Raw genomic sequence first — 19,277 nt, 5'->3', positions numbered from 1 at the left:
GCGGGACCGGCGGACCAATCAGGCAAAAAGTGCCGTATACCACTCTCGAGCGCGGATCAGGGTCGTTTGTCACCGTATTTCACCAATCATGGTTGCGAGTGGTGACAGTGCGGTCACACGGTGCGAAGGTGCCGGACATGACGACCCACGGGGGCTTCGAGCCCGTCTTCTGCACCGTCGTACCGCCCCACGTCCTCGACCGCCTGGCGCGCAGCGACGACCCCGCACGCTCCGGACCCGCACGGCGCACCCTGCTGCGCGACGAGGAACTGCGCTCGCGCCGCCGCGTGACCAGCGAGTTCCGCCTCGCGGCCGCCCCGGCCGTCAAGGCCCCCTCCAACCAGCCACTGCGCACGGTCCACGACGCCGGACACGGCACCGCGCTGCCCGGCACCAAGGTCCGCGGCGAGGGCGACGAACCGGGCGGGGACGCCACGGTGAACCGCGCCTACGCCGGTCTCGGCGCCACCTTCGAGCACTTCCTCACGGTGTACGGCCGTCACTCGATCGACGGCGACGGCCTGCCCCTGGACGCCACCGTCCACTACGACGAGGACTACAACAACGCCTTCTGGAACGGCGAGCAGATGGTGTTCGGCGACGGCGACGGCGAGATCTTCGTCGACTTCACCAGCTCCCTCGACGTGATCGGCCACGAACTGGCCCACGGCGTCACCCAGTACACCGCGAACCTGACCTACTACGGCCAGCCGGGCGCCCTCAACGAGTCGATGTCCGACGTCTTCGGCGTGCTCGTCAAGCAGTACGCGCTGGGCCAGACCGCCGCCGAGGCCGACTGGCTGATCGGCGCCGAGCTGCTCGCCCCGAACGTGAGCGGTCGGGCCCTGCGCTCCATGAAGGCGCCCGGCACCGCGTACGACGACGACGTGCTCGGCAAGGACCCGCAGCCCGCGACCATGGACGACTACGTGCGCACCGGCCGGGACAACGGCGGCGTCCACATCAACTCGGGCATCCCCAACCACGCGTTCTACCTGGCCGCCACCGCCCTCGGCGGCTTCGCCTGGGAGAAGGCCGGCCAGATCTGGTACGACGTGCTGACCGGCGGCGAGCTGACGGAGCGGGCGTTCTTCGCCGACTTCGCGAAGCTCACCGTGAAGGCCGCGCGGGAGCGCTTCGGCGACGGCGGCGAGGAGTTCCAGGCCGTGGAGAAGGCGTGGGGGCGGGTGGGGGTGCGGATCGCGTAGATCCGTACTAGACACGCTCCCATGCGCATTCACGTACGACGCACGGGCGGCTTCGCGGGCATCGAGCGCGCCGCCGGGGTGGACACCTCGGGGCGGCCCGATGCCCGCGCCTGGGAAGCACTGGCCGGGCAGGCGCTGGCGGACGGCCACCGGTCCCGCCCGGCCGGGGTCCCCGACGGGTTCGGCTACGAGATCACGGTGGACGGCGTGACGGTGTACGCGGCCGACCCCCGGCTCACCCCGGAGCAGCGCGAGCTGATCTCGCGCGTGCTCAAGGAGGGTGCGTAACGGCCCTTTCACGCGCGGGCGTTGACTTCCCTCACCGGCGGTACGGATGATCGCGCCCATGGCGACCGACGCACACGGACCGACGAACCCGATACCCCGGTTCCCGGCCGGCTTCCTGTGGGGTGTCTCGACCTCCGCCCACCAGATCGAGGGCGCGGCGGACACGCGCGAGGCGTCCGTCTGGGACGTCTTCACGGCCGAACCGGGGCGGGTCGGGGACGGCTCCACGGCCGCGGTGGCGTGCGACCACTACCACCGCCACACCGAGGACGTGGCGCTCCTGTCCGGCCTGGGCGTGGACGCGTACCGCTTCTCGATCTCCTGGCCGCGGGTGAACTCCCCCGGCGGCCTGGACTTCTACGACCGGCTGGTGGACGAACTGCTGGCGGCCGGCGTGCGCCCGGTGCCGACCCTCTTCCACTGGGACCTGCCGGCCCGGCTGGACTGGCTGGAGCGGGACACCGCGCACCGCTTCGCCGCGTACGTGTCCGTGGTCGCGGACCGCCTCGGTGACCGCGTCCACCGGTGGATCACCCTCAACGAGCCCGCCGAACACACCCTGCTGGGCCATGCCCTGGGCACCCACGCCCCCGGTCGGCAGCTGATGTTCGACGCGCTGCCGGTCGCCCACCACCAGCTCCTCGCCCACGGCCTGGCCGTGCGGGCGCTGCGGGCGGCGGGCGCCCGGGACATCGGCATCGCCAACTCCCACGGCCCCACCTGGTCCGCCTCCGCCGAACCCGCCGACCAGGAGGCCGCCGCCTTCTACGACGTCCTGCTCAACCGGCTCTTCGCGGACCCCCTCCTGCTCGGCGAATACCCCGAGGGACTGGGCGAGTCGATGCCCGGTGACGTGGCGGCCGACCTGAAGGTCATCGCCGAACCCCTCGACTTCTACGGCGTCAACTACTACGCCCCCACCCGCGTCGGCGCCCCGCAGGGCACCGGGATCGAGTTCGGCGGCGTCCGCGTCCCGGCCGGACTCCCCTTCACCGTGCGGCAGATCGAGGGCGTCCCGGTCACCGACTTCGGCTGGCCCGTGGTGCCCGAAGGCCTGACCGAACTCCTGACCGGCTTCGCCGGCCGCTACGGCGACCGCCTCCCGCCGGTCGTCATCACCGAGAACGGGTGCAGCTGTCCCGGCATCGACGACCAGGACCGCATCGCCTACCTCGACGGGCACCTGCGCGCCCTGCACCGGGCGATGGAGGCGGGCGTGGACGTGCGCGGCTACTTCGTGTGGTCGCTGCTGGACAACTTCGAGTGGGCGCAGGGCTACGAACGCCGCTTCGGCCTGGTCCACGTGGACTTCTCCGACCCCGGCACGCTGAAGCGCACCCCCAAGGCCTCCTACCACTGGCTGCGGGACGTCCTGCGGGCCCAGAGGTGACGAGGGTCCGCCCGCCGACCGCCCCGGCCGACCGGGCGCGGCCCGACGGGCGGGCGCGGCCCGACGGGCGGGGCGCGCGAGGACCCCGGTGTCCCGCGGACGGTCCTGGGGCCTCTCGTTCGGATCACTCCGGGCTCGCGGGCCCCGGCACCGCGCCCCGCCGCGTCGTCGGGCGCCACGGCTCCGCCGTGACGCCCTCCTCCGCCCTGCGATGCTTCCCCACCGCCCGGAAGGCGCGGGAGGTGCCCCCGGCACCGGACCCCCGCACCCCGATCCGGCCCGACCCGGACGAAAGACCCTAGAAGCCCAGCTTCCGCAGCTGCTTCGGATCCCGCTGCCAGTCCTTGGCGACCTTCACGTGCAGGTCCAGGAAGACGGCCGTCCCGAGGAGTGCCTCGATCTGCTTGCGGGACTTGATGCCGACGTCCTTCAGGCGCTTGCCCTTCGGGCCGATGATGATGCCCTTCTGGCTGGGGCGCTCGATGTAGATGTTCGCGTGGATGTCGAGGAGCGGCTTGTCCGCGGGGCGGTCCTCACGCGGGAGCATCTCCTCCACGACCACCGCGATGGAGTGCGGCAGCTCGTCGCGGACGCCCTCCAGGGCCGCCTCGCGGATCAGCTCGGCGACCATCACCTGCTCGGGCTCGTCCGTCAGGTCGCCCTCGGGGTAGAGCGGCGGGCTCTTCGGCATCATCGGGATCAGCAGATCGGCGAGCAGCTCGACCTGCTGGTCACCGACGGCGGAGACGGGCACGATCTGGGCCCACTCGATGCCCAGCTCCTTGCCGAGCTGGTCGATGGCGATCAGCTGCTCGGCGAGCGTCTTGGAGTCGACGAGGTCGGTCTTCGTCACGACCGCGACCTTCGGCGTCCGCTTGATCCCGGCCAGTTCCTTGGCGATGAACCGGTCGCCGGGGCCCAGCTTCTCGTTGGCCGGCAGGCAGAAGCCGATGACGTCGACCTCCGCCCAGGTGGTGCGCACGACGTCGTTGAGCCGCTCGCCCAGCAGGGTGCGCGGCTTGTGGAGCCCCGGGGTGTCCACGAGGATCAGCTGCGCGTCCGGCCGGTGCACGATGCCGCGCACCGTGTGCCGGGTGGTCTGCGGACGGTTGGAGGTGATCGCCACCTTCTTCCCGACCAGAGCGTTCGTGAGGGTGGACTTGCCCGCGTTGGGGCGGCCGACGAAACAGGCGAAACCGGCCCGGTGGGCGGCCTCGGCCGGCTGTTCGGATGACTGGGTACGAACGCTCATGCCGCCCATTCTCCCTGATCCACGAAGCCCTGCCGTACAACCGCCCGAGAGCGCCCCCGGACGTGAGCGTCCGGAAACCCCTACGCAACGAAACCTCGCGGAAACACACCCGTACGCGCCCGGAAACGCGTGCCCGTGCCCCTCTGACGAGCCCCCGCACCGTTGGAGACGACCGTGACCCTCGCCGCCGCCCGGATCGGCACCGGGGACACCGCCTGGCTGCTCGCCGCCACCGCCCTCGTCCTGCTTCGGGGTCCGGCGAGCCGGGCGCACTGTCCGGGCAGCGGCCCGAAACCGCCGCAAACGTGTGCCTCAGCCGGCCAGGACGCTGAGCCGCACCGTGCCGTCGGGCGCGGCCACCAGCAACGGCGTCCCCGGCCCGCCCAGGTCCCCCACCGCGGCCAGGTCCGCCCCGGTGGCGCCCTCCGCGGACGTCACCACCGCCGCCGCCTCCAGTGACTGCGCCCCCGACGCCACCGCCATCGCCACCGCCGTCTGCACCGCGCTCAGCTTCAGCGAGGGCAGGTCCACCGTCCCGGCGACGTAGGTGCGTCCCGTCTCGTCCCGTACGGCGGCCCCCTCGGCCACACCGTTGCGGGCCCGCGCCGAACGGGCCAGGGTGACGATCTTGCGGTCCTCGGGACCAAGCGCGTTGATGTCGGTCATGCCCCGAGCATACGAAGAGGCCGGCGCGGCGGACGCCCAGGGGCGGGGTCTCTCAGGGCCGGTCGAGGCGGAGCCGCTCCGCGCGCGGCAGACCGGCCACCACCAGGTCGTAGGAGTCCTCGACCAGCTCCCGGACCACCCGGTCCGGGAGGCCGCCGTCGACGGTCACCGTGTTCCAGTGCCGCTTGTTCATGTGATAGCCCGGGATGATCAAACCGGGGTACTCCCCGCGCAGCCGGATCGCGTCCTCCGGGTCGCACTTGAGGTTCACCGTCAGGGGCTTCGCGTCCAGGCTCGTCAGCGCGAAGAGCCTGCCCCCGACCTTGAAGACCGAGATCTCCGGACGGAACGGGAAGTCCTCCACCACCGCGTCGAACGACAGGCACAGACCGCGCAGCTCCTGCGGGGTCACTCCGCCTCCTCGCCCTTCGGCGGGTCCACCGGCTCCACCAGCACCGTCACGATCTTGTTCCGGCGGCCGGCGGCGGCCTCCGCGGTCAGCCGCAGGGCACGGCCGTCGGGCAGGTCGACGGTCGAGGAGGCACCGGCGATCGGCACCCGGCCCAGCGCCTTCGCGAGCAGTCCGCCGACGGTCTCCACGTCCTCGTCGTCGTACTCCTCCAGGCCGTACAGCTCGCCGAGGTCGGTGATGTCGAGGCGTGCGGTGACCCGGTGGCGGTCCTCGCCCAGTTTTTCCACGGGCGGGAGTTCCCGGTCGTACTCGTCGGTGATCTCCCCGACGATCTCCTCGAGGATGTCCTCGATGGTGACGATGCCCGCGGTGCCGCCGTACTCGTCGATGACCACGGCGACGTGGTTGCGCTCCTGCTGCATCTCGCGCAGCAGGTCGCCGGCGTTCTTGGTGTCGGGGACGAAGGCGGCGGGCCGCATCGCCGTCGACACCAGGTCGCTCTCCGAGTCCCGGCTGATGTGCGTCCTGCGGACCAGGTCCTTGAGGTACACGATCCCGACGATGTCGTCCTCGCTCTCCCCGGTGACGGGTATCCGCGAGAAACCGGAGCGCAGCGCCAGGGTGAGGGCCTGACGGATCGTCTTGTACCGCTCGATGACGACCAGGTCGGTCCTGGGCACCATGACCTCGCGCACGAGCGTGTCGCCCAGCTCGAAGACCGAGTGCACCATCCGGCGCTCGTCGTCCTCGATCAGCGACTCCTTCTCCGCGAGGTCGACCAGCGCGCGCAGCTCCGCCTCGGAGGCGAACGGGCCGCGCCTGAAGCCCTTGCCCGGCGTGAGCGCGTTGCCGATGAGGATCAGCAGCGACGGGATCGGGCCCATGATCCGCGCCAGCGGCAGCAGCACGTACGCGGCGGCCGTCGCCGTGTTCAGCGGGTGCTGGCGGCCGATGGTGCGCGGGGAGACGCCCACCGCGACGTACGACACGAGGACCATCACGCCGATCGCGGCCAGCAGCGCGGACGCCGTGCCGTCGATCGTCTTCAGGCAGGCGTGGGTGACCAGCGCGGCCGCCGCCATCTCGCAGACCACGCGGACCAGCAGCGCCACGTTGAGGTAGCGGGTCGGGTCGGCCGCGACCTGCGCGAGTTTCGCGCTGCCGCGCCGCCCGGAGCGGACGGCCTCCTCGGCGCGGAAACTGGAGACGCGCGCGAGGCCGGCCTCCGCGCAGGCGGCGAGCCACGCCACGACGACCAGGGCGATCGCACCAAAGACGAGGGGAAGGCTCATGACACGGTCGGGGCCGGGGACGGGCCGGTGTGGCCCTTCTCCGCACGCCAGCCGTCCACGATGGCCGCCTGGAGGCCGAACATCTCGGCCTTCTCGTCGGGCTCCTCGTGGTCGTAGCCCAGCAGGTGCAGCACGCCGTGGACGGTGAGCAGCTGGAGCTCCTCGTCCATGGAGTGCCGCGTGGGCGCTTCCTCCCCCTGCTTCCTGGCGACCTCGGGGCACAGCACGATGTCGCCGAGCAGTCCCTGCGGGGGCTCGTCGTCGTCCTTCGACGGCGGACGCAGCTCGTCCATCGGGAAGGACATGACGTCCGTCGGTCCCGGCAGGTCCATCCACTGGATGTGCAGCTGCTCCATGGCGTCGGAGTCCACGACGATCACCGACAGCTCGGAGAGCGGGTGGATGCGCATCCGTGCGAGCGCGTAGCGGGCGATGTCGAGGATCGCCTGCTCGTCGACCTCGGTTCCGGACTCGTTGTTGACGTCGATCGACATGGTGGTGCTCGGTCTACTTCCCCTTGTGCCCGGACTTGCCCCGGCCGCCCTTGTGCGTGCCGTTCTCCGTGCCGTGCGTGTCGTCGTACTTCTCGTACGCGTCGACGATACGGCCCACCAGCTTGTGCCGTACGACGTCCTGGGACGACAGCCGGGAGAAGTGGACGTCGTCCACGCCCTCCAGGATGTCCTGGACCTGACGCAGCCCGGACCTGGTGCCGCTCGGCAGGTCGACCTGCGTCACGTCACCGGTGATCACGATCTTCGAGTCGAAGCCGAGCCGGGTGAGGAACATCTTCATCTGCTCGGGGCTCGTGTTCTGGGCCTCGTCCAGGATGATGAAAGCATCATTGAGGGTCCGACCCCTCATGTACGCCAGCGGCGCCACCTCGATCGTCCCCGCGGCCATCAGCTTCGGGATCGAGTCCGGGTCGAGCATGTCGTGGAGGGCGTCGTACAGCGGGCGCAGGTAGGGGTCGATCTTCTCGTAGAGGGTGCCGGGCAGAAAGCCGAGGCGTTCGCCGGCCTCGACCGCCGGGCGGGTCAGGATGATGCGGTTGACCTGCTTCGACTGGAGCGCCTGGACCGCCTTGGCCATCGCCAGGTACGTCTTGCCGGTGCCGGCGGGGCCGATGCCGAAGACGATCGTGTGCTTGTCGATCGCGTCGACGTACCGCTTCTGGTTGAGGGTCTTGGGTCTGATCGTGCGGCCGCGCGAGGACAGGATGTTCTGCGTCAGAACCTCGGCCGGGGTCTCCTGGCCGTCGTTCGTCCCGTTCTCACTCGCCCGCAGCATGGCGATCGAGCGTTCCACTGCGTCCTCCGTCATCGGCTGCCCGGTGCGGAGCACCAGCATCATCTCGTCGAACAGGCGCTGGACCATGGCGACTTCCCGCGGGTCGCCGACCGCGCTGATCTCATTGCCCCGGACATGGATGTCGGCCGCCGGGAAAGCCGTCTCGATCACGCGCAGAAGGGAATCTCCGGACCCCAGCACGGTCACCATGGGGTGCTGGGCGGGAACGGTGAACTGTGCTCTCGCCTCGCCCTGCGCGGGCGTGTGAGCTGTCGGTGTCTGAGTCATAGGCCGGCCCGAAGGCCTCTACGTCCTCCCGGATACGACTCGCCTGCCACGAGGGCGGCCTGGCGATTTCCAGGGTACGCCAGGGGGCTGACAACGCCGTAGGGCTTTTCGAACAAGGGGCCGCCCGCGGGCGGGGGCCCGGGCGGTCGGCGTCCCGGCTCAGGCCGAGCGGCCGAACCCGATGGTGGGGACCGCCCGGCGGCGGGGCCACCCGGTGGCCTCCCGGGTGGGCAGCAGGTCCTCCAGGAACGCGTACCGCCGCAGTGCCTCCGGGTCCTGGGTCTCCACCGACTGCACGCGGCGCCACCAGGCGGCGACCTCGGACCAGCCGGGCGCGGACAGCGAGCCGCCGAACTCCTGGACGGACAGGGCGGCCGTCAGGCCGGCGAAGGCCAGGCGGTCCGCGAGCGGCCACTCGGCCAGCGTGCCCGTGACGAAACCGGCCACGAAGACGTCCCCCGCGCCGGTGGGGTCGAGGGCCTCGACGGCGATCGCGGGGACCTCCGCGGTCTCGCCCGTGCGGCCGTCCACGGCACAGGCGCCCTCGGCGCCGAGGGTGACGACCGCGAGCGGCACGTGCGCGGTGAGGGCGCGGGCCGCGGCGCGCGGGCAGGTGGTGCCCGTGTAGCGCATGGCTTCCTGCGCGTTGGGCAGGAAGGCCTCGCAGTGCTCCAGGTCGGCCAGGCCGGCCAGGTCCCAGGCGCCCGTGTCGTCCCAGCCGACGTCCGCGAAGACGCGGGTGCCGCGGCTCGCCGCCTGCGCGATCCAGGGGGCGCGCCTGCCGGGGGCGAGGGAGGCCACGGCGGCTCTGGCGTGCGGCGGGGAGGCGGGGGCGGCCTCCTGCGGGGGCGGTTCGTGGCCGTGGGAGACCATCGTGCGTTCGCCCTCGTAGGCCATCGAGACGGTGACCGGGGAGTGCCAGCCGGGGACCGTGCGGGAGGCGGTCAGGTCGATGCCCTCGCCCTGTTCGAGGGTGTCCCAGCAGTACTCGCCGTAGTGGTCGTCGCCGAAGGCGGCGGCGAGGGCGGTCCGCAGGCCCAGGCGGGCCAGGGCGGTGGCCATGTTGGCCACGCCGCCGGGGCTGGAGCCCATGCCGCGGGCCCAGGACTCGGTGCCGCGGACGGGGGCGGAGTCCAGGCCGGTGAAGACGATGTCGAGGAAGACGGTGCCGGTGAGGTAGACGTCCCAGGGCGGGTCCGTGGGGGCGCGCCGGGCGGCCAGGGGGTCCAGCTGGGCCTGGCGTGGGTGTCGGTGGTGTCCCTCTCCGGTGGACGCGGTCACGGTGTGCTCCCTGACGTGGTGCCGATCCGGCCAGTGTGCACCACGTCGGGGAGGAGACGTCGGCGTCGGGGGCGGGGTGTCGCCGGGGTGGCCGGCGGGCCGTCACCAGCGGGGGACGGTGGGGGTCGTCCAGGTCGGGACCGCCGCGCGCATCGCCGCCTCGTCGTCCCGGTCGCGGTAGGCGCCCTTGTCGTCGAGCCAGCGCCGGTGGAGGCGGTGGAGGCGGTCGCGGTCGAGTTCGACGCCCAGGCCCGGGGTGTCGGGGACGGTGACCTTGCCGTCGGTGAAGACGAGGCGGTCGGTGAGGACGTCCTCGGACTGCCAGGGGTAGTGGGAGTCGCAGGCGTGGTGGAGGCCGGGGACGGTGGCGGCGACGTGGGTCATGGCGGCGAGGCTGATGCCGAGGTGGGTGTTGGAGTGCATGGACACGCCGACGCCGAAGGTGCGGCAGATCGCGGCCAGGTGCTGGGTGTTGCGCAGGCCGCCCCAGTAGTGGTGGTCGCAGAGGACGACCTGGACGGCGTCGCGGGCGAAGGCCTCCCGGATCTCGGCGAACGTCGTCACGCACATGTTGGTGGCGAGGGGTACGCCGGTTCCGGCCGCCACCTCGGCCATGGCGGGGGTGCCGAGTGCGGGGTCCTCCAGGTACTCGAGGACGCCCTCGAGCTCCCGGGCCACGCGCAGTGAGGTCTCGACGCTCCAGGCGCCGTTGGGATCCAGGCGGAGGGGGTGGCCGGGGAAGGCCTCGGCGAGGGCGCGCACGGCGGCGATCTCCTCGTCGGGCGGGAAGACGCCGCCCTTGAGCTTGAAGGAGGTGAAGCCGTACCGCTCCTTGAGCGTGCGGGCCTGTTCGACGATGCCGGCCGGGTCGACCGCCGCGCCCCGGTCGTCCTTCTCGTGGGGCACCGCCTCCGGGTGGTCGGCCCACTTGTAGAAGAGGTAGGCGCTGTACTCGACGGCGTCGCGGACCTTGCCGCCGAGCAGGCTGTGCACCGGCAGGCCGAGGGTCTTGCCGAGGGCGTCCAGGCAGGCGACCTCGAAGGCGGAGATCACCGACAGGCGCAGTTTTTCGGCCGTCTGGACGCCCCGCAGGCCGCCGACGTCCACCTGGTCGCAGATGCGGGAGCGGTCCACGTCCACCTCGTCGGCGAGGGTGAACAGGGCGTTCAGGTCGCTGACCCGCCGACCGACGAGCTTCTTCGCGTAGGGGCGGGCCAGGTCGAGGTACCTGGTGTCGCCGTAGGTCTCGCCCAGGCCCGTGACGCCGTCCGCCGTGACGATCTCCACGATGAGGCGCGGGGTGTACGGCTGGTGCACGCCCTGGGTGTTGAGGAGGGGCGGGTCGGCGATCAGGATCGGCGTCAGCCGTACGTCCGTGACGGTGAGGTCCACCCGGCCATCTCCCTATGTGAAAGTCGTCCACGTATGAAGATGGAGGCTAGATACATGGACCGCCGGGCGTCAACGGAGCCGTCGGCGCGCGGGGCCGACCGGGGGAGGCGAGGGCGGGCGCTGTTACCCGTCAGTCCGCCGACCAAACCGACAGTGACCCGGATCACTCCCATCTTGCTTCTGCTCGCAACTGCGTGCTTGATACAAATTGGCCGCGCGTTCCTGTCCCTCGACGGTCGTCGCTCCTCCCCTCTTCTTGAGCCGCTCCTCCCGAGCCGCTCCTTCGCCTGCCCTGGAACGCCCGTGTTCGCGCCCCGCACCACCGCCTGGCCCCTCGTCGCCCTTTTCACGGCCGGGTACCTCGCTCCCTACCTGCTGCCGACCGTCGTGGGACGGCTGGACTCGGGGCTCCCCCTGTCGGCCACCCGGGCCGGGGCCGTCGGCAGTGCGCTGCTGCTGGGTTCGGCCTCGGCCGGGTTCGCGTTGGCCTCGCGCGTCGAGCGGATCGGGGCCCGCACCCTGGCCCGCGTCGGCCTGGTGCTCGCCGTCGTCGGGTACGGCGGGGCCGCTCTCGCCGGGAGCGTGCCGGCGGTCGTCGCGGGCGCGGTGCTGGGCGGATTCGGGTCCGGTACGGCCACGACGGTCGCCGCCACCCGGATCGCCGCCGAGCCCGACCCGCACCGCGCCTCCGCGCTCGGCCTGCTCGGGGTTTCCGCGCTCGCGGGCGCCGTCTACCTGACGGTGCCGCACCTGGGGCCCGGACACGGGCAGCCGCTGGCCGCGATCGCCCTCACCGCCGTCGCCGTGTGGCCGCTGACCGGGCGGCTTCCGGGGCGGACGGCCCCTGCTCCGGCCCGGCACGCGGGGGGTTCCGCGCGGCTGCCGCACCTGCGGTCCGGGCTGTTGCTGGCCGCCGCCATGCCGTGCTGGTCACTGGTGCAGAACTCGCTGTGGGGGGTCAGCGGGCGCATCGGCCTGACGCAGGCGGGGCTCGACGAGGCCGGCGTCGGGGTCGTCTTCGCCGTGGCGCTCGGCGCCGGACTGCTGGGGGTGCTGGGCGCGGGGGCGCTGGGCGCGCGGCTGGGCCGGGCGCTGCCCATCGGCGGTGGGACCGTGCTGATCGCCGGGTGCGTCGTGGTCAGCGCGTCGGCGACCGGTCCGGGGAGTTTCGCGGCGGGCGAGATCGCCTGGAACGTCCTCTACCCGGTCGTGCTGTCGTACCTGATCGGGCTGGCCGCCTCGCTCGACCCGCGCGGGCGCTGGGCGGTGCTGGTCGGCTCGGCGTCCTCGCTGGGGACGGCGGCGGGGCCGCTGACCGGGAGCCTGCTGGCGGAGCGGGCCGGTTTCCCGGTGATGGGGCTGGTGCTGGGCGCCGGGCTGCTGGTGGTGGCGGTGCCGATGACCGCCGTCGCGCTGCACGCGGGCGGACGCCCGCTGCTGCCGGGTGCGGTCCGGCGGCGCGGCGGAACCCCGGCGGCCGTCCTCGCCGCGTCCACCGGCACGCCCAGCGGGGCGGTGCCGCCGGTGGGCGCGGCGGAACAGGCGGTCGTGGAGATCGCGGTGGAGGTCCCGGCGGGTGCGTCCCTCCAGGGCGCCTACGACACCGCCGGGCCCCGGCGGGCGGGTGCCGCGCCGGGGGCCGGGCAGTAGGCGCCCTGATCACGCGTCCCGGTGACGCCGGCGACCGGTGCGCTCGGAACCCGTGAGCTCGGAACCCGTGAGCTCGGAACCCGTGAGCTCGGAACCGGTGCGCTCAGAACCGGTAGGCGTCGACCTCGGCCAGGTAGCGCGCCCGCCGCTCCTCGTCGTCCTCCAGGAAGGAGGCGACGAAGGAGTTGCGGGCCAGTTCGCGCAGCCGCTCCTCGTCCAGGCCCAGCTCCGACCGCACGGCGTCGAAGTTGTCGCCGGCGTAGCCGCCGAAGTAGGCCGGGTCGTCGGAGTTGACCGTGCAGAGCAGCCCGGCGTCGAGCATGGCGGGCAGCGGGTGGCCGGCGAGGGTGTCGACCGTCCGCAGCCGGACGTTGGACAGCGGGCACAGCGTCAGCGGGATCCGCTCCCGCACCAGCCGCTCCACCAGCGCCGGGTCCTCCATGCAGCGCAGGCCGTGGTCGACGCGCTCGATCCCGAGGACGTCGAGGGCCTCGGTGATGTACTCCGGCGGCCCCTCCTCACCGGCGTGCGCCACCCGCCGCAGGCCGAGGGCGGCGGCGGCCTCGTAGACCTCGCGGAACTTGACGGGCGGATGCCCGACCTCCGCCGAGTCCAGCCCGACGCCGGTGATCCGGTCGAGGTACGGCTTCGCGGCGTCGAGGGCCTCCAGCGCCGACTCGGCGGACTCGTCGCGCAGGAAGCACATGATCAGCCGGGTGGAGACGCCGTGGTTCGCCTCGCCGGCGCCGAGCGCCCGCCACAGCCCCTCGACGACCGTGCCCATCCCGACGCCCCGGGCGAGGTGGGCCTGCGGGTCGAAGAAGATCTCCGCGTGCCGTACGCCCTGGGCGGCGGCGCGGGCGAGGTAGGCGTTCGCCAGGTCCTCGAAGTCGCGCTCGGTGCGCAGGACCGCCATCAGCTCGTAGTACAGGTTCAGGAAGGACTGGAGGTCCTCGAACCGGTACGCCTCGCGGAGAGCCTCGGTGCCGGCGTACGGCAGCGCGACACCGTTGCGGGCGGCCAGTGCGAAGGCCAGCTCCGGCTCCAGGGTGCCTTCGATGTGCAGGTGCAGTTCAGCTTTGGGGAGGGGCATCAAAGCATCGTACGGGTGTTTTACCGACGTTTCGGAACCGGCACCCGCAGCAGGTCGTACGCCACCGTCAGCTCCCCCGCGAACCCGGCCGCCCGTGCCTGCCGCTCGAACTCGGCGGGGTCGCCGTAGCGCTGGCTGAAGTGGGTGAGCACGAGGTGCCGGACACCGGCGTCCCGCGCGACCCGTCCGGCCTGACCGGCGGTCAGGTGGCCGTGCTCGTCGGCGAGCCGCTCGTCCTCGTCGAGGAACGTCGACTCGATGACCAGCAGGTCGCAGCCCTCGGCCAGCTCCCCCACGCCGTCGCACAGACGGGTGTCCATGACGAACGCGAAGCGCTGCCCGCGCCGCACCTCGCTGACCTCCTCCAGCGACACCCCGCCGACCGAGCCCTCGCGCTGGAGGCGGCCGACGTCGGGTCCCCGCAGGCCGTGCGCCGCGAGCCGGTCGGGCAGCATCCGGCGGCCGTCGGGCTCGGTCAGCCGGTAGCCGTAGGACTCGACCGGGTGGGAGAGCCTGCGGGCCTGGAGCGTGTACGACGCGGTGACGGCGAGGGGTCCGTCGCCGTCGACCGGGACCTCGGTGACGCCGACGGTCTCGCGGTAGGCGGTGGCGTACCGGAGCCGGTCGAAGAAGCGCTGCCCGGACCGCGGGAAGTGGGCGGTCACCGGGTGCGGGACCCGGTCCAGGTTGACGCGCTGGATCACCCCGGCGACGCCGAGGCAGTGGTCGCCGTGGAAGTGCGTGACGCAGATCCGGTGCAGGTCGTGCGCGGCGACCCCGGCCCGCAGCATCTGGCGCTGGGTGCCCTCGCCGGGATCGAAGAGGATGCCCTCGCCGTCCCAGCGCAGGAGGTAGCCGTTGTGGTTGCGGTGCCGGGTCGGGACCTGGCTGGCGGTGCCCAGGACCACCAGTTCACGTACGGACACGGCTCAGCCGGGGGGCCACTGCAGGCCACGGCCGCCGAGGACGTGCGCGTGGGCGTGCCAGACGGTCTGGCCGGCGCCGCCGCCGGTGTTGAAGACGATGCGGTAGCTCTCCAGGTTCTCCTGGTCGGCGACCGCCCGCGTCTCGCGCAGGACGTCCGCGGCGAGCTGCGGCGCCTCGGCGGCGAGGGCGGCGGCGTCCACGTGGTGCGCCTTGGGGATCACCAGGACGTGGGTGGGCGCCTGGGGGTTTATGTCCCGGAAGGCGATGGTCGTCCCGGTCTCCCGCACGATCGTCGCGGGGATCGTCCCCGCCACGATCTTGCAGAACAGACAGTCGTCCTGCGGCTCGCCTGGCATCGGGGTGCCTCCTCACGCCGGTTCGATCAGTACGCAGGCATGGTAGCGAGCGCCGGGCCGATCCAGCCCGTCCGGGGGCGCCCCCTCCGGGGGAGTTCGAGGACGAGGCCGTCCGGGCCGAAGGCGGGAGGTGGCTGGGGGCGGCAGCCCCCGGCGACGGTGACACCGGCACCGGCACCGGGCGGGCTACGACCCCGGCAACGGCGGAGCCGCCTTCGCCGGCGTCTCCTCCAGCGCGAGCAGCGCCAGCCGTACCGCTTCCTCCACCTGCGGGTCCCGGCCCGCCACGTGGTCCTGGGGGCGGATCACCACCTCCACGTCCGGGTCGACGCCGCGGTTCTCCACACCCCAGCCGTGACCCTCCAGCCAGATCGCGTACTTGGGCTGGGTGACCAGCGTCCCGTCGACCAGCCGGTACCGGCTGTCGATGCCGATCGTCCCGCCCCAGGTGCGGGTCCCGACCACCGGCCCGATGCCCAGCGCCTTGACCGCCGCGTTGACGATGTCCCCGTCGGAGCCGGAGAACTCGTCGGCGACCGCGACGACGGGTCCGCGCGGCGCGTCCTCCGGATAGCTGTACGGCCGCATCCCGCGCGGCACGTCCCAGCCGACGATCCGCCGCGCCAGCTTCTCCACGACGAGCTGGGAGGTGTGCCCGCCCCGGTTCTCGCGGACGTCCACGACGAGGCCCTCGCGCGCCACCTCCACCCGCAGGTCGCGGTGGATCTGGGCCCAGCCGGGAGCCTGCATGTCGGGCACGTGGAGGTAGCCGAGCCGGCCGCCGGACCTCTCGTGCACGTATGCCCGCCGGTCCGCGACCCAGGCGTGGTAGCGCAGCGGCTCCTCGTCGTCGACGGGGACGACGACGGCGTGCCGGGGTTCGCCCCCGCCGGCCGGCGACACGGTCAGTTCGACGGCCCGGCCCGCCGTGCCGACGAGGAGCGGTCCGGGTCCGGTGACCGGGTCCACGGGGTGCCCGGCGACGGCGAGGATCGCGTCACCCGCGCGCACCGCGACGCCGGGCGCGGCGAGCGGGGAGCGGGCGTCGGGATCGGAGGTCTCCGACGGCAGGATCCGGTCGATGCGCCAACTGCCGTCTTCGTGACGGGAGATGTCGGCGCCGAGCAGACCCTGGCGGGCGCCGCCGCCGTAGCCGCGGGGGACGACGTAGGCGTGCGAGGTGCCGAGTTCGCCGTGCACCTCCCACAGGACGTCGACGAGGTCGTCGCGGGTGGCGACCCGGTCGAGGAGCGGCCGGTAGCGGTCGAGGACACCGTCCCAGTCGATCCCGCCGAGGTCGGGCAGCCAGAAGTTGTCCCGCATGAGGCGGCCGGTCTCGTCGTACATCTGGCGCCACTCGGCGGCCGGGTCGACGCTCTGGCGGACCCGGCCGAGGTCGACGGTGAGGTTGGTGTCGCCGTCCTCGTCGCCGGAGGCGCGCCGGTCGCCGGGGACGACCCTGAGCTTGCCGTCGGAGCGCAGCAGCAGCCGCTTGCCGTCACCGCTGACCTCGAAGGCGTCGGCGTCGGGGGCGAGGTGTTCGAGGCGCTGCCGGACGAGGTCGTAGCGCTCCAGCTCGGTGCCCGGACCGGGGTCGTCGGGGGTGGCGCGGGAGGCGCCGAGGACACCGCGCACGGGGTGCCGCAGCCACAGCACGCCGTCCTTGGCGGCGCGCAGCCCGGAGTAGCGGCCGGCCTCGACGGGGAAGGGCACGATCCGGTCGGCGAGGCCCTCCAGGTCGATGCGGGTGGCCGGGGTGCCCTCGCTGTCGGGGGTCTCGTCCTTGTCGGGGGCCTCGAAGGGGCGGCCGTGCCGCTGCGGGCCGAACGGCGAGGGGGTGGTCGCGGCCAGCGGGATGAGGTACGGGCGGGCTCCTTCGATGAAGGAGAGGTCGAAGGCGTGCTCGTCGTAGACCGGGTCGAAGGCGCGCGTCGACAGGAACGCGAGGTGCCTGCCGTCGAGGGTGAAGGCGGGCGCGTAGTCGTGGAAGCGCAGCGGGGTCGCCTCGGTGACCGACAGGTCCGCGGTGTTGGCCAGTTTGAGCCGGCTGAGCGGGCGCGGGCCGGGGTGCGACCAGGCCAGCCAGGCCGAGTCGGGGGAGAAGACGAGGTCGCGGACGTCGCCGTCCTCGCTGCGGTCGACCTCGCGGACCTCCCCGGTCTCCCGCTCGACGAGCAGCAGCCGTCCGTCGTGCGCGGCGACGGCGGCCCGGCTGCCGTCGGGGGCCATGGCCAGCTCCACCACCCGGCCGAGGCGTCCGGCGGCCAGCCGGCGCGGGGTGGCGCCCGGTGCCGGGCCGGTGGCGGGGGCGAACTCCAGGGCGTCCTCGCCCTCGGCGTCGGTCACCCACACCACCCATTCCTCGCCCTCCGTGCGGAAGGTGCGCGGCAGCCGGGCCCGCACACCGGGTTCGGCGGCCAGGGCGCGGGCGGGGCCGTGGCGGTGGGTGACCCAGTGGACGGCGCCGCGCACCTCGACGGCGCTGCCGCGCGCGGTGTGGTCGGGAGTGGCGGAGCCCAGCCAGCGGGCGGCGGGCACCGGGTGCGGCCGCCGGTCGGTGCGCTGCCCGCCGAGCCGGACGTCGAGACGGCGCGGCTCGGCGCCGTCGAGGTCGTCCAGGATCCACAGCTCACCGGCGGAGCAGTACACGACGCGGTCGCCGTCCCCGGCCGCGTGCCGGGCGTAGAACGTGTCGAGGGGTGTGTGGCGCCGCAGGTCGGAGCCGTCGGCGAGGGAGGAGTACAGCGCGCCGGTGCCCTCGTGGTCGGAGAGGAAGGCGATGCGGTCGCCGGCCCACACCGGGTACTCGATGTTGCCGTCGAGGTCCTCGTGCAGGCGCGTGAACCCGCCGTCGCCGTCCCGGTCGATCCACAGCTTGCCTGCCGTGCCGCCCCGGTAGCGCTTCCAGTGGGCGGCCTCGCGCCCCATGGGCGCGGACACCAGCACGGTGTGCGGGCCGAAGGCGACCCCGCCGACGGGCCCGTACGGCAGGGTGGTGGCCGGTCCGCCGTCGAGCGGGACCGCGCGGGCCCAGCTGCGGCGCCCGCTCGCCTGGTCGTGGGTGCTCAGCACGAGCACCCGGCCGTCGGGGGTCCAGCCGCGCACCCTGGTCTGCGGGCTGCCCCAGTGGGTGAGCCGGGTGGCGGGGCCGCCGTCGACCGGGGCGACGTGCACCTCGGGGGCGCCGTCGCGGGTGGAGGTCCAGGCGACGGTGGTGCCGTCGGGTGAGACGCGGGGCAGGGTGACCGGCGTGTTGTCGGCGCTGACCCGCCAGGCGCGCCCGCCGTCGAGGGGCGCGAGCCACACGTCGTCCTCGGCGGTGAAGGCCACCAATTCGCCCTGCAGGTGCGGGAATCGGAAGTACGCGGCAGGCGTCACGGGCTGTGTCACCCGATCACTCTAGGCAAGGGCGGCGGTGACCGACAGGGGTTCCGGTCGGTCGGCCGCCCGGGTCACTTGGTGCCGGCGGACCCGCAGTGCGTGTCGTCCCCGCACCAGACCGTCCGGGTGACGGTCACGGTGACCGTGGGCCGCCCGGGTTCGGCGGGCTGCGCGGAGCGGGGCGGGGTGAGCGGCGAGGGGGTGGCGGACCCGCAGTCCCCGAGCCCGCTCACCTGGAACAGCCGCTTGCCGCCGACCTCCGCGCGGAGGTCGCCGCGTACGCAGGAGCCGTCGACGGCGCGCGTGACGTGGCCGGTGAGGGCGATGTCCCGCCCGTTGCCGGTCTCCCCCTCGCAGTCGACGGAGGCGACGGTCTCCCGGTCCCCGGAGGCGCCGTCGTCGCCGTAGCCGGCGGTGCAGGTCAGCCATCGCACGTCGACGTCCCGGCGCTCGATCTCGGCCGTCGCCGCCTCGTCGGTGGTGTACGCGACGGCCGCCGAGCCGATCCCGCCGGGCTCGCACGCCACCGCGCCGGCCACGGCCAGGACCGCCAGCCCCGCCACCGCCGCCGCACGTGTCCCGCGCGCCCGGCCCCGCATCCTTGTCCTCCATGCCCCCATGGAGGGCAGCCTGCCACCGCCGGCGGGGGCGCGGTAGAGCACTTAACGCCATGCGCCGCACCGCCGCCCCGGTCTACGGTGACCGCATGCGAGACCGCCGCCGCCCGAGGAAACTGATCGTCGACGACACGACCGCCTACCTGTGGACGGTCCGCCACCGGCACCGGGACGGCCGGGGCTGCCGGGACGTCCTCACCCTGATCAGGGACGGCGTGCGCACCAGGATCGTCTTCCGCGAGGGCGAGGGCCGTTACGTCGGCGGCGGCGCGTACACGCACGCGGGCGGCGTCGGCGACCGCGCCCACCACCTCAACCTGCACGAACCCGGTACGGTGCGCGCGCTCGTCGACGAGGCCGTCCGCCGCCGGCTGCTGCCGCACGAGGGGAAGCGGGAGCGGGATCTGGACGGCTGGATCCTGTTCGACGCCCTCAGCCGCGCGGCGACCACGCCCGAAGCCCCACCGGAGTGACCCGGGTCCCGGAGGCGGGCC

At 73.3% G+C, this 19,277-nt stretch carries 18 protein-coding genes; 5 read left to right on the top strand and 13 right to left on the bottom strand.

Annotated features, from left to right (window positions below; genetic code table 11):
• Positions 1-137: 137 nt before the first annotated feature.
• The 3 genes from ACGFQC_RS02330 to ACGFQC_RS02320 are packed head-to-tail and all read left to right on the top strand — an operon-like array spanning position 138 to position 2,886.
• Entirely contained in the window at positions 138-1,208 is a 1,071-nt protein-coding gene (locus tag ACGFQC_RS02330; RefSeq protein ID WP_363088174.1) for a M4 family metallopeptidase, read from the top strand.
• A gap of 21 nt (positions 1,209-1,229) precedes the next feature.
• The gene (locus ACGFQC_RS02325) at positions 1,230-1,496 is read left to right on the top strand and encodes a protealysin inhibitor emfourin (protein ID WP_363088175.1); all 267 of its coding nucleotides are present in this window, start codon (positions 1,230-1,232) and stop codon (positions 1,494-1,496) included.
• Between the two features lie 58 nt (positions 1,497-1,554).
• On the top strand, positions 1,555-2,886 hold the full coding sequence (locus ACGFQC_RS02320; protein ID WP_363088176.1) for a GH1 family beta-glucosidase: 1,332 nt from the start codon (positions 1,555-1,557) through the stop codon (positions 2,884-2,886).
• A 298-nt stretch (positions 2,887-3,184) separates the two neighbouring features.
• On the opposite strand, the gene era is transcribed toward ACGFQC_RS02320, so the two are convergent.
• The 8 genes from era to ACGFQC_RS02280 all read right to left on the bottom strand — a co-directional run bounded on the left by era (position 3,185) and on the right by ACGFQC_RS02280 (position 10,759).
• Positions 3,185-4,138 (bottom strand): GTPase Era, encoded by a 954-nt coding sequence (era, locus tag ACGFQC_RS02315; RefSeq protein WP_363088177.1) that lies wholly within the window; start codon positions 4,136-4,138, stop codon positions 3,185-3,187.
• Between the two features lie 312 nt (positions 4,139-4,450).
• Positions 4,451-4,804 (bottom strand): cytidine deaminase, encoded by a 354-nt coding sequence (locus ACGFQC_RS02310; protein WP_363088178.1) that lies wholly within the window; start codon positions 4,802-4,804, stop codon positions 4,451-4,453.
• 52 nt (positions 4,805-4,856) lie between these two features.
• Positions 4,857-5,216 (bottom strand): MmcQ/YjbR family DNA-binding protein, encoded by a 360-nt coding sequence (locus ACGFQC_RS02305; protein WP_363088179.1) that lies wholly within the window; start codon positions 5,214-5,216, stop codon positions 4,857-4,859.
• Entirely contained in the window at positions 5,213-6,508 is a 1,296-nt protein-coding gene (locus ACGFQC_RS02300) for a hemolysin family protein (protein WP_363088180.1), read from the bottom strand. Before ACGFQC_RS02300 ends, ACGFQC_RS02305 begins: the two co-directional genes overlap by 4 nt.
• Positions 6,505-7,002, bottom strand: coding sequence for an rRNA maturation RNase YbeY (ybeY, locus tag ACGFQC_RS02295; protein ID WP_363088181.1), 498 nt, complete (start codon positions 7,000-7,002; stop codon positions 6,505-6,507). The genes ACGFQC_RS02300 and ybeY overlap by 4 nt, the downstream gene beginning before the upstream one ends.
• 13 nt (positions 7,003-7,015) lie before the next feature.
• A complete protein-coding gene (locus ACGFQC_RS02290; RefSeq protein ID WP_363088182.1) occupies positions 7,016-8,086 on the bottom strand; it encodes a PhoH family protein in 1,071 nt (356 codons plus the stop codon).
• Between the two features lie 159 nt (positions 8,087-8,245).
• Entirely contained in the window at positions 8,246-9,367 is a 1,122-nt protein-coding gene (locus ACGFQC_RS02285; protein WP_363088183.1) for a PfkB family carbohydrate kinase, read from the bottom strand.
• A gap of 102 nt (positions 9,368-9,469) precedes the next feature.
• Positions 9,470-10,759, bottom strand: coding sequence for a glucarate dehydratase family protein (locus ACGFQC_RS02280; protein ID WP_363088184.1), 1,290 nt, complete (start codon positions 10,757-10,759; stop codon positions 9,470-9,472).
• A 303-nt stretch (positions 10,760-11,062) separates the two neighbouring features.
• Between ACGFQC_RS02280 and ACGFQC_RS02275 the strand changes: the two genes are divergently transcribed.
• Positions 11,063-12,409: an MFS transporter gene (locus ACGFQC_RS02275; protein ID WP_363088185.1), complete on the top strand. Its 1,347-nt coding sequence runs from the start codon at positions 11,063-11,065 to the stop codon at positions 12,407-12,409.
• 103 nt (positions 12,410-12,512) lie between these two features.
• Here the strand turns inward: ACGFQC_RS02275 and ACGFQC_RS02270 are convergent, their stop codons facing one another.
• The 5 genes from ACGFQC_RS02270 to ACGFQC_RS02250 all read right to left on the bottom strand — a co-directional run bounded on the left by ACGFQC_RS02270 (position 12,513) and on the right by ACGFQC_RS02250 (position 18,765).
• Positions 12,513-13,502 (bottom strand): adenosine deaminase, encoded by a 990-nt coding sequence (locus tag ACGFQC_RS02270; RefSeq protein WP_363088186.1) that lies wholly within the window; start codon positions 13,500-13,502, stop codon positions 12,513-12,515.
• Between the two features lie 20 nt (positions 13,503-13,522).
• Positions 13,523-14,428, bottom strand: coding sequence for a ribonuclease Z (locus ACGFQC_RS02265; RefSeq protein ID WP_363088187.1), 906 nt, complete (start codon positions 14,426-14,428; stop codon positions 13,523-13,525).
• A 3-nt stretch (positions 14,429-14,431) separates the two neighbouring features.
• Complete coding sequence (locus ACGFQC_RS02260) at positions 14,432-14,785, bottom strand: HIT domain-containing protein (RefSeq protein WP_363088188.1); 354 nt, start codon at positions 14,783-14,785, stop codon at positions 14,432-14,434.
• A 186-nt stretch (positions 14,786-14,971) separates the two neighbouring features.
• On the bottom strand, positions 14,972-18,175 hold the full coding sequence (locus ACGFQC_RS02255) for a S41 family peptidase (RefSeq protein ID WP_363088189.1): 3,204 nt from the start codon (positions 18,173-18,175) through the stop codon (positions 14,972-14,974).
• A 62-nt stretch (positions 18,176-18,237) separates the two neighbouring features.
• Positions 18,238-18,765: a hypothetical protein gene (locus ACGFQC_RS02250; RefSeq protein ID WP_363088190.1), complete on the bottom strand. Its 528-nt coding sequence runs from the start codon at positions 18,763-18,765 to the stop codon at positions 18,238-18,240.
• 107 nt (positions 18,766-18,872) lie between these two features.
• On the opposite strand from ACGFQC_RS02250, the gene ACGFQC_RS02245 reads away from it, so the two are divergent.
• The gene (locus tag ACGFQC_RS02245) at positions 18,873-19,256 is read left to right on the top strand and encodes a hypothetical protein (RefSeq protein WP_363088191.1); all 384 of its coding nucleotides are present in this window, start codon (positions 18,873-18,875) and stop codon (positions 19,254-19,256) included.
• The last annotated feature ends 21 nt before the right edge of the window (positions 19,257-19,277 follow it).

The sequence above is a fragment of the Streptomyces sp. NPDC048734 genome (assembly GCF_043198675.1).
GTDB lineage: Bacteria > Actinomycetota > Actinomycetes > Streptomycetales > Streptomycetaceae > Streptomyces.
This window is presented reverse-complemented; position numbering and strand designations above follow the sequence as displayed.